General features: G+C 68.6%; 9 protein-coding genes. 5 read left to right on the top strand and 4 right to left on the bottom strand.

Annotation, left to right across the window (positions count from 1 at the left end; translation table 11 throughout):
* On the top strand, positions 1-1,521 hold a 1,521-nt coding region (locus AC1D1G_RS35895; protein ID WP_477955837.1), incomplete at its 5' end, for an Lhr family ATP-dependent helicase.
* 1 nt (position 1,522) lies between these two features.
* A complete protein-coding gene (locus AC1D1G_RS35890; RefSeq protein WP_283333046.1) occupies positions 1,523-2,272 on the top strand; it encodes a DNA-formamidopyrimidine glycosylase family protein in 750 nt (249 codons plus the stop codon).
* Here the strand turns inward: AC1D1G_RS35890 and AC1D1G_RS35885 are convergent.
* Positions 2,269-3,000 carry a DUF1353 domain-containing protein gene (locus AC1D1G_RS35885; protein WP_477955835.1) on the bottom strand — a complete coding sequence of 244 codons (732 nt, stop codon included), beginning with the start codon at positions 2,998-3,000 and terminating at the stop codon, positions 2,269-2,271. The two genes, AC1D1G_RS35890 and AC1D1G_RS35885, sit on opposite strands and share 4 nt — an antisense overlap.
* 7 nt (positions 3,001-3,007) lie before the next feature.
* On the bottom strand, positions 3,008-3,586 hold the full coding sequence (locus tag AC1D1G_RS35880) for a TetR/AcrR family transcriptional regulator (RefSeq protein WP_477955834.1): 579 nt from the start codon (positions 3,584-3,586) through the stop codon (positions 3,008-3,010).
* Between the two features lie 53 nt (positions 3,587-3,639).
* Here AC1D1G_RS35880 and AC1D1G_RS35875 point away from each other — a divergent pair, with 53 nt between their 5' ends.
* Positions 3,640-4,599, top strand: a complete 960-nt coding sequence (locus AC1D1G_RS35875; RefSeq protein ID WP_477955833.1) for an oxygenase MpaB family protein — start codon at positions 3,640-3,642, stop codon at positions 4,597-4,599.
* 184 nt (positions 4,600-4,783) lie between these two features.
* Positions 4,784-5,320 (top strand): hypothetical protein, encoded by a 537-nt coding sequence (locus AC1D1G_RS35870; protein ID WP_283333043.1) that lies wholly within the window; start codon positions 4,784-4,786, stop codon positions 5,318-5,320.
* Here AC1D1G_RS35870 and glpD read toward each other — a convergent pair.
* The gene (gene glpD / locus AC1D1G_RS35865) at positions 5,298-7,040 is read right to left on the bottom strand and encodes a glycerol-3-phosphate dehydrogenase (RefSeq protein ID WP_477955832.1); all 1,743 of its coding nucleotides are present in this window, start codon (positions 7,038-7,040) and stop codon (positions 5,298-5,300) included. The genes AC1D1G_RS35870 and glpD overlap by 23 nt on opposite strands.
* A 50-nt stretch (positions 7,041-7,090) precedes the next feature.
* On the opposite strand from glpD, the gene glpK reads away from it, so the two are divergent.
* Positions 7,091-8,584 carry a glycerol kinase GlpK gene (gene glpK / locus AC1D1G_RS35860; RefSeq protein ID WP_283353419.1) on the top strand — a complete coding sequence of 498 codons (1,494 nt, stop codon included), beginning with the start codon at positions 7,091-7,093 and terminating at the stop codon, positions 8,582-8,584.
* Here glpK and AC1D1G_RS35855 read toward each other — a convergent pair.
* Positions 8,569-9,753 (bottom strand): aminotransferase-like domain-containing protein, encoded by a 1,185-nt coding sequence (locus AC1D1G_RS35855; RefSeq protein ID WP_280782710.1) that lies wholly within the window; start codon positions 9,751-9,753, stop codon positions 8,569-8,571. The genes glpK and AC1D1G_RS35855 overlap by 16 nt on opposite strands.
* Between the last annotated feature and the right edge of the window lie 45 nt (positions 9,754-9,798).

Raw genomic sequence — 9,798 nt, 5'->3', positions numbered from 1 at the left:
CCCGTCGACGATCCGCTGGCCGACCTGATCAGCCGGTACGCCCGCACCCACGGTCCGTTCACGATCACCGACGCCGCCGCCCGATTCGGGCTCGGTTCCGCGGTGGCCCGCGACGTGCTGCAGCGGCTCGCGCAGGGCAAGCGGGTGGTCGAGGGCGAGTTCCGTCCCGGCGCGACGGGGAGCGAATGGTGCGACGCCGAGGTTCTGCGGCGTCTCCGCAGGCGCTCGCTGGCCGCGGCGCGTCAGGAGGTCGAACCGGTCAGCACCGCGACGCTCGGCCGCTTCCTCCCGGGTTGGCAGCATGTGGGGGGCACGTTGCGCGGCATCGACGGCGTCGCGACCGTGGTGGAACAGCTCGCCGGTGTTCCGGTGCCCGCGTCGGCACTCGAGTCACTGATCCTGCCGTCCCGGGTGGCCGACTACTCCCCCGCCATGCTGGACGAACTCACCTCCACCGGCGAGGTGCTGTGGTCGGGCGCGGGCAGCATCTCCGGGAAGGACGGGTGGGTGTGCCTCCACCCCGCCGACACCGCACCGCTCACACTGACCGCGCCCGCGGAGTCGGACCTGTCCGATATCCAGCGCCGGGTGCTCGACACGTTGTCCGGCGGCGGCGCGTACTTCTTCCGGCAACTCGCGGACACCCTCGAGATGTCCGACGACACCGCACTGGCCACGGCGTTGTGGGATCTGGTGTGGCTGGGCCACATCGGTAACGACACGCTCGCCCCGGTCCGCGCCCTGCTGTCGGACACGTCCAGGACCACCACGAGCCACCGGTCGCCGCGACGACCCCCGCGGGCCCGCGCGTACCGCAGCCTGACGGTTCCGGTGCGCACCGCACCGCCCACGGTCGGGGGTCGGTGGTCGATACTCCCCGCCGCCGAATCCGATGCCACGCTGCGTGCCAGCGCCACCGCCGAACTGCTGCTGGAGCGGTACGGGGTGGTGACGCGTGGGTCCGTGATGACCGAGAACGTGCCCGGCGGATTCGCGCTGATGTACAAGGTCCTGGGAACGTTCGAGGACAACGGCCGCTGCCGGCGCGGACATTTCGTCGAGTCGCTCGGCGGTGCACAGTTCTCCACTCCGCCTGTGGTGGACCGACTCCGCAGCTACGGCGACTCGCTCGAGGGCAGGCACACCACCCTGCCCGCCGTGACTCTCGCCGCCAGCGATCCCGCCAACCCGTACGGGGCGGCTCTCCCCTGGCCGAAACGCGGCGACGATGCGCCCGCGCACCGGCCGGGACGCAAGGCCGGCGGCCTGGTGGTGCTCGTGGAGGGTGAACTGATCCTGTTCGTCGAACGCGGCGGGCGCACGATCCTCACCTTCACCGACGACCCCGGTGTGCTCCGCACCRCGGCGGTCACGCTCGCCGGTGTGGTCAAGCGCGGCGGGATCGACAAGATCGTGGTCGAGAAGGTCGACGGCGACACCATCCACGGCAGCGACTTCGCGCCGATCCTGACCGAGGCCGGTTTCTCGCCCACCCCTCGCGGATTCCGGTTGCGAGCCTGAGATGCCCGAAGGCGACACCGTCTGGCGCACCGCCAACTCGCTTCGCGACGCCCTCGAGGGCAAGGTGCTGACCCGCTGCGACGTGCGCGTCCCCCGGTACGCCACCGTCGACCTGTCCGGCCGGCTCGTCGACGAGGTGGTCAGCCGCGGGAAGCACCTCCTCATCCGGGTCGGCGACTACTCGATCCACACGCATCTGAAGATGGAAGGCGCGTGGCACATCTACGCGCCGGACACGAAGTGGCGGCGTCCCACTCACCAGGCCCGGATCGTGCTCGCCACCGAAGACAGGGTGGCGGTCGGATTCTCGCTGGGCATCACCGAGATCCTGGAGCGTGACGACGAAGAGTCCGCGGTCGGCCACCTCGGCCCCGACCTGCTGGGACCGGACTGGGACGCCGACACGGCGATCCGCAATCTCCGGGCGGCCGGCGACCAGCCCATCGGTCTCGCCCTGGTCGATCAGCGCAACCTGGCCGGTCTCGGCAACGTATACCGCAACGAAGTGTGCTTCCTCCGCGGCGTCCACCCCTACACCCCGTCGAGCGAGGTGGCCGACCTGCCCGCGCTGGTCACGCTCGCGCATCGGATGATTCACATCGACAAGAACAACTCGGTCCGCCATCGGCCGTGGGTGTACGGGCGGGCCGGAAAACGTTGCCGCCGTTGCGGGACGGTGATCGAAGGCCACGACCTCGGTCAGCAGCAGATCTTCTTCTGCACGTACTGCCAGCCCCCGGTGGTGGGCTAGCGAAGGACCGTGGTCGGCGGCCCGAGCGGCGGCGGCCTGCGAGTCCGTCTGCGGCCGAGCAACCACGCGGCACCGTCCGGCACCCACAGCACCGCGGCCGTGGCGATCGTCAGCAGATACGTCGGCGCGATGACGGGCAGGAGGATGCACCCGAGTAGCGCGACGGGAAAGTCTCTGCGCCACAACAGCGACAGCACGACCGGAACCACGAGAAAGAGCGCGGCCAGGCCGAAGTGCGAGGTCGCCGTCGCCCAAGGCACGCCCACCACCCAGCACAACATTCCGAGTACCTGGTGCGCGATGAGGAGGAACCGGGCGACGTCGGTGAACGTCCAGAACMGGCCGACCTCGACGCCGACCCAGAAGATGCGGCTGCGGAACGGTCCGACGCCCTCGTCGAGCAGGGCGAGCCGGAACAGTTCGTCCGCGCGCCGGCGCAGCGTGTTTCCCTCCGGTCCCTGTGCACTCGCACGTTTGCAGAGGTCGTCGTGCATGATCGCGGGAAGTAGTTGCCGCCCGTACGGGGTGAGCAGGCCCTGCAGCGGCGCGGGGATCGATGCCAGATCCGTGCGGAGAAGGCACGGCATGGGGGCGCAGCCGGGCACCGTCACCACCGTGTCGCCGTGGACGTAGACGAACTCGCCGACGAGTTGGAAGAACTTGCGGTCGAGTACCCGAAGCTCGGGTTGCGGGCGAGTCGGATCGTCCACGGATACCTGGAACGGCATGCGCACCTCACTCGTGGCCGGCCTTGTTTGCCTCCACCACCAGAGTGACGCAATGAGCGACGAATTGCTCGCGCGACGCGGCAACAGTTCCATCGAGATATCCGATGAACAGCGTCGTGAGCGCGCCCACCACACCGACCGCGACGAGCTGCTTCTCCACCTCGTCGTCGACGGCGGACAGCTGGTCGTGCACGAGTGCGACGAAGCCGGGCATCAGGTCGATGCCGCGCCTGCTCAGCGCGGGTTCGGACAACGGTGCGAGCAGCAGCACGCGGCCCATGGCGGGATCGTCGACCATGAGTTTCACGAATGCATCCACGGCTGCCTCGGCGCGCTGCCGCGCGGTCTCGGTGGACGCGACGGCCTCCACAAGGGCGGCCTGCGCCTCGTCGCCCACCGCGGTGTAGACCGAGCGCACGAACTCGTCCCGGTCCTGGAACGACTCGTAGAAGTACCGTTCGGTCAGCGAGGCGGCGCGGCAGACCGCGCGCACGTTCACCGCGGGCCCGTCCGGGGCGCCGAGCAGCGCGATGCCCGCGCGGAGTAGCGAATTCCGCCGTACTTCCCGCCGGTCCTCCAGCGTCATTCTTCTCGCTCCGATCCTTGACTACGCACGTTGTCAGATCCTAGTCTGACAACGTGCGTAGTCACTTGAATGCGGACGGTACGCCCGTCCCGGCCTCCGCTCCCGTCCCCCTCGGCCCCGACTCGTTGACCTGGAAGTATTTCGGCGACTGGCGCGGAATGCTGCAGGGCGTCTGGGCCGGGTCGATGCAGAACATGCATCCCGGACTCGGCGCGGGCGTCGAGGAACACTCCCGTTTCTTCGACGAGCGCTGGGAGCGGCTCTACCGGTCGCTGTACCCGATCGGCGGTGTCGTCTTCGACGGCGACCGCGCCCAGCAGACGGCGGAACAGGTGCGTGGCTACCACGACACCATCAAGGGAATCGACAAACACGGCCGCAGGTACCACGCCCTGGACCCCGACACGTTCTACTGGGCGCACGCCACCTTCTTCATGGGCACCATCCTCACCGGCGACCACTTCATGGGTGGCCTCACCGAAGACCAGAAGCGCCGGCTGTTCACCGAGCACATCCAGTGGTACCGCCTGTACGGAATGAGCATGCGCCCCGTCCCGGAAACCTGGGAGGCGTTCCAGGAGTACTGGGATCACATGTGCCGCAACGTCCTCGAGGACAACAAGGCCACCCGCGACGTCCTCGACCTGTCCGGTCTCGGCGTTCCCCCGTTCCTGTCGTGGCTACCCGACCCGATCTGGGCGATCCTCCGCATCCCGGTGGCGAAGGGTTTCGTGTGGCTGACGGTCGGCATGTACGACCAACCGGTCCGCGACCTCCTCGGCTACCGCTGGACCACACGCGACGAGCGCCTGCACACCCTCGCCGGCCGCGCCGTGGGCGCCRTCTTCCGGCTCGTGCCCTGGCGCTACCGCTACCACCCGCGCGCCCGCGCAGGCTGGGACCGCGAGACCGGACGCGCCCCCGCGCACGCTCCGCTCGTCCACACACCCCGACGCAATCTTCCACCGCTCGGCAGGCGCGACGACCCCCAGCACTACAGCCCGAAGGTCTGAGTTCCCAGGGAGCTCACAGACAACGCCCACACCGCTCACGGGTTCCGGGACGATGCTCGGTCACATGGAATACATCGCTGTCGCAGCCCTCGTCGTCATGGCTCTGTCGGGAGTCGTCGCCACCCACGCCCCGAAATCGCTCGTCCACACCCGCTGACCGACGAGATCGTGGAATGCTCGGAGGATGGACTGGGACCTTCCGAGGCTCTTGAATCGCCCGCCGCTGATCGGCGACGAACCGCTGTCGCCCGACCACGCGGCGAGCCGCATCAGCGCCTACATCTACGGCAACATCCTGGTGCTCGCCGCGCTCATCCCGGTGACCAAATCCCAGGAGACCCTGGGCATCGCCATCGTCCTCGGTGCCGCCCTGTCCACGTTTCTCGCCCACGTGTTCGCCGAGTCGGTAGGCCAGTCGCTCCGCCTGGGCAGAACACTGTCCAGCACCGAACGCCTACGGGAACTCCGGGACAGTGTCCCCGTCCTGACGTCCGCCGTGGTGCCTTCCGTGATCCTCGGCACGGCCCTGCTGGGCTGGCTGGAGCCGAGAACCGCGCAATTGACCGCCGAGATCGTGATGATCGCCCGTATCGGCTCGATCAGTTACGTGATCAGCCGTCTCCGCCGCGAAAGAGTCACGAGCGGCACGCACCTCGCCGCGTTCGGCCTCGCCGTGATCGCGACGATCATCGTGGTCATCAAGGTATTTCTGACACACTGACCGGTGGTTCGAGCAGTTCGACCCGCGACTCGGGCGCCGCCGCCCGCAACGCGTCGGCCGACAGGTCGTCCGGCTGGGCCTGCGACTGCACCTCCGCCTCCACCCGCGCCTGATACGTCTTCACCTCGCGGTCGACGGCGTCGGCGTCCCAGCCGAGGACGGGGGCCACCAGTTGCGCCACCTGCTCGGCGCAGTTCACACCCCGATGCGAGTACTCGATGGCGATGCGCGTGCGCCGGGCGAGGATGTCGTCGAGATGCAGGGCGCCCTCGGCCGCCGCCGCATACACGACCTCGACCTGCAGGTAGGCCGGTGCGTCCGTAATGGGCTGGAGTAGTTCCGGCTTCCCGCTCGCCTGGTCGAGCACCTCGTCGATCAGCGAACCGTACCGGTCCAGTAGATGCTTCACGCGGTACGGGTGCAGGCCGTACATCTCCCCGAGATGGACGATCTGATTGACGAGCGCGAAATAGCCGTCCGCACCGACGAGCGGCACCTTCTCCGTGATGGACGGTGCCATCCGCGCGGGAATGTCTTCGGCGGCGAGATCCACGGCGTCCTCGGCCATCACCCGGTAGGTGGTGTACTTGCCGCCCGCGATGGCGACGAGACCCGGCGCCACRCGCGCGACGGCGTGTTCCCGCGAGAGTTTCGACGTCTCGTCGCTCTCCCCCGCGAGCAGCGGGCGCAGACCCGCGTACACACCGTCGATGTCGTCGTGGGTCAGCGACGTCACCAGCACCTTGTTGACGTGACCGAGGATGTAGTCGATGTCGGCCTTGGTGGCCGCCGGGTGCGCGAGGTCGAGATTCCAGTCCGTGTCGGTGGTGCCGATGATCCAGTGGCTGCCCCACGGGATCACGAACAGCACCGACTTCTCGGTGCGGAGGATGATCGCGGCGTCACTCACGATCCGATCGCGCGGCACCACGATGTGGACGCCCTTCGACGCGCGGACGCGGAACCGGCCGCGTTGCCGCGACAACGCCTGGATCTCGTCGGTCCACACCCCGGTGGCGTTGATGACGACGTGCGCCTTCACGTCCGCGGTGCGGCCGTCCTCGMAGTCCCGGACGCGCACTCCGGAGACCCGGTCCGCCTCCCGGAGGAATCCGACCACCTGTGTGGACGTGCGGACGACCGCGCCGTAGTGAGCGGCGGTGCGGGCGACGGTCATGGTATGGCGGGCGTCGTCGACCACGGTGTCGTAGTACTGGATGCCGCCGGTCAGCGAGTTGCGCTTGAGTCCCGGCGCCATCCGCAGCGCACCCGCGCGCGTCAGATGCTTCTGCGCCGGAACCGATTTGGCGCCGCCCATGCGGTCGTAGAGGAAGATGCCCGCCGCCATGTAGGGGCGCTCCCACACGCGGTGGGTGATCGGGAACAGGAACTTGAGCGGCTTCACCAGGTGCGGCGCGAGGGTGGTCAGCGACAGTTCACGTTCCCGAAGAGCCTCCCGGACCAGCCCGAACTCGAGCTGCTCGAGATAGCGCAGACCGCCGTGGAACATCTTCGACGAGCGACTCGACGTCCCGGATGCGTAGTCGCGTGCCTCCACCAACGCCACCTTCAGCCCGCGGGTGGCCGCGTCGAGCGCCGCACCGGCTCCGACCACACCACCGCCGATCACGACGACGTCGAACTGTTCGGTCTGCAGCTTGTCCCATGCGGCATCACGCTGCCGGGGACCGAGGAACTGCACACCTGGCTGACTACTCAACTCGGGCTCCTGTGAGATGACGACGGATTCTCTGCCAGGCTAGTAGCTTCATGCGTGTGATTCAGTACATCGCCGCGATAGACCAGGGCACCACCTCCAGCCGCTGCATGATCTTCGATCACGACGGCGCCGTGGTCAGCGTCGCCCAGAAGGAACACGAGCAGTTCTTTCCGCGCGCAGGCTGGGTGGAGCACGACCCGAAACAGCTGTGGATCAACACCCGCGAAGTGGTGGCGTCCGCGCTCGCGAAGGCCGATCTCACCAAACGCGACATCGCCGCGATCGGCATCACCAATCAGCGGGAGACGGCGGTCGTGTGGGACCGCAACACCGGAGAACCCGTGTACAACGCCATCGTCTGGCAGGACACGCGCACCGACGAACTGTGCACGGAACTCGGCGGCGACGAGGGCCCCGGCCGGTACCAGAAGCGCACCGGGCTGCCGCTGTCCACGTATTTCTCGGGGCCGAAGGTCCGGTGGATTCTGGACAACGTCGACGGCGCCCGGGAGAAGGCGGACGCGGGTGAGCTCTGCTTCGGCACGATCGACAGCTGGATTCTGTGGCACATCACCGAGGGCACCCACGTGACGGATGTCACCAATGCCTCCCGCACCCTGCTGATGAATCTCGAGACCCTCGACTGGGATCCGGGGATCTGCGCCGATTTCGGTATCCCGATGTCGATGCTGCCCGAGATCCGCAGCTCCTCCGAGGTCTACGGCGTCGGACGCCCTCACGGGACGCTGCCCGGTGTGCCGGTGGCCGGAATCCTCGGCGATCAGCAGGCCGCCACGTTCGGTCAGGCCTGCCTGTCGGAGGGCGAAGCGAAGAACACGTACGGAACGGGGAACTTCCTGCTGCTCAACACGGGGACCACTCCCGTGCACAGCAAGCACGGCCTCCTCACCACCGTCTGCTACAAGATCGGTGACGCGCCGGCCGTCTACGCGCTCGAGGGATCCGTGGCCGTCACCGGCTCACTGGTGCAGTGGTTGCGCGACAACCTGGGAATCATCGAGTCCGCCAAGGACATCGAAGATCTGGCCAAGTCGGTCGACGACAACGGGGGCGCCTACTTCGTGCCCGCGTTCTCCGGATTGTTCGCTCCGCGCTGGCGGCCCGACGCCCGCGGGGCCATCGTCGGGCTCACCCGGTTTGTGAACAAGGGCCACCTCGCCAGGGCCGCCCTCGAGGCCACCGCATATCAGACCCGCGAGGTGATCGAGGCGATGCGCGCCGATTCGGGCGTCGAACTCGCCTCCCTCAAGGTGGACGGTGGCATGGTCGTCAACGAGACCCTCATGCAGTTCCAGTCCGACATTCTCGCCGTGCCCGTCATCCGTCCCGTCGTCAACGAGACGACGGCGCTGGGCGCCGCGTACGCCGCGGGGCTGGCCGTCGGTTTCTGGGAGAGCGAGGACGACATCCGCGCGAACTGGGCCGTGGACAAGACGTGGGAACCCGCGATGGACGAGGCCGAGTCCACCCGGCTCTACGCCGAGTGGAACAAGGCGGTCGAACGGACCTACGACTGGGCGTGAGCGGTGTACGCGTCGCCGAGTCTCGCCACCGCACCCGCCAGCACGTCCTCCGAGCAGGTCGCGAAGCACAGCCGCACAGCGCTCCGGTGCTCCGCGGCGACGCCGAAAGCCGATCCGGGGACGAAGGCGACGCCGTGGTCCACGGCGGTCTGCAGCAGTGCCGCCGTGTCGAGATCCGCGTCCGTGAACTCGGTCCAGCAGAACATCCCGCCCGCCGCCGAGGACACGCGGACGCGGTCGCCGAACGTCGAGGTGACGCCGTCCGCGAGCGCCCGGGCCCGGGACCCGTAGCGGGCCCGCAGCGTCTCCAGGTGCAGGTCCAGCCACGGCTCGTCCGACAGCAGTCCGGCGGCAATCTGGTGCGTCAGCGACGACCCGCAGAGGTCCGCGCCCTGCTTGAGCAGCTCGACGGCCTCGCACACCCGCCGGTCGCCGTGAAGCCACCCGACCCGCAGCGCCGGCGCCAGGATCTTCGACGCGCTGGACAGCCGGATCACCCGGTCCGACAACGCCGCGACGGGCGCGGGCGGTGGTCCGTCGAAGAAGAGTTCGCCGTACGGGTCGTCCTCGATCACCCAGAACCCGTAGCGGTCGGCCAGTGCGGCCAGGTGTTCCCGGCGGCCRGGCGTCAGGACGACGCCGCGAGGGTTGTGGAAGTTGCTCACCGTGTGGACCACGGCAGGCCGCAGTCCGTCCTCGAGCATGCCCTGCAGGGCGGCGGTGTCCATCCCGTCGGCGTCGAGTGCGACGGACCGGACGTCGGCTTCGGCGGCCCGGAACACCTGGAGCGCTCCGGTGTAGGCGGGTTCCTCGACGATCACGACGTCGCCGGGATCGAGCAGCACCTGCGCGAGCAGGCTCAGGGCCTGCTGCGAGCCGTGGGTGACGACGACGTCGGCGGCGCCCAGCGGCCGGCCGATCTTGGCACCCTCCCGTGCGGCGAGCACGTCGCGGAGCCGGCGCAGCCCGGTGGTCTCTCCGTACTGGACGGACGCCGGATCCGTGAGCGCGAGTTCGGCTTCCTTCCGGATCCGTTCCCGCGGAATGAATTCGGGGTCGGGAAGCCCGCCTGCGAGGCTGACCACGTCGGGCCGGGCGGTGAGGGTGAGAAGGTCACGGATGGCGGAGCTGTGCAGACCATCCATGCGGCGGGCAAGTGATTGCGGCATGTCGACTCCCAGGAGGCACGTCAAAGCAGGGATCAGGTGAGGAAC

It is taken from the genome of Rhodococcus sp. P3_B8 (genome assembly GCF_056402775.1).
The sequence above is the reverse complement of the archived record's forward strand: the minus strand, read 5'-3'. Positions and strand labels throughout refer to the sequence as shown.

What these genes read in the sequence shown, in the direction of transcription:
- AC1D1G_RS35870 (WP_283333043.1), top strand. Translation starts at nt 4,784, where the DNA reads ATGGACTGGGACCTTCCGAGGCTCTTGAATCGCCCGCCGCTGATCGGC.
- AC1D1G_RS35890 (WP_283333046.1), top strand. Translation starts at nt 1,523, where the DNA reads ATGCCCGAAGGCGACACCGTCTGGCGCACCGCCAACTCGCTTCGCGAC.
- glpK (WP_283353419.1), top strand. Translation starts at nt 7,091, where the DNA reads ATGCGTGTGATTCAGTACATCGCCGCGATAGACCAGGGCACCACCTCC.
- AC1D1G_RS35880 (WP_477955834.1), bottom strand. Translation starts at nt 3,586, where the DNA reads ATGACGCTGGAGGACCGGCGGGAAGTACGGCGGAATTCGCTACTCCGC.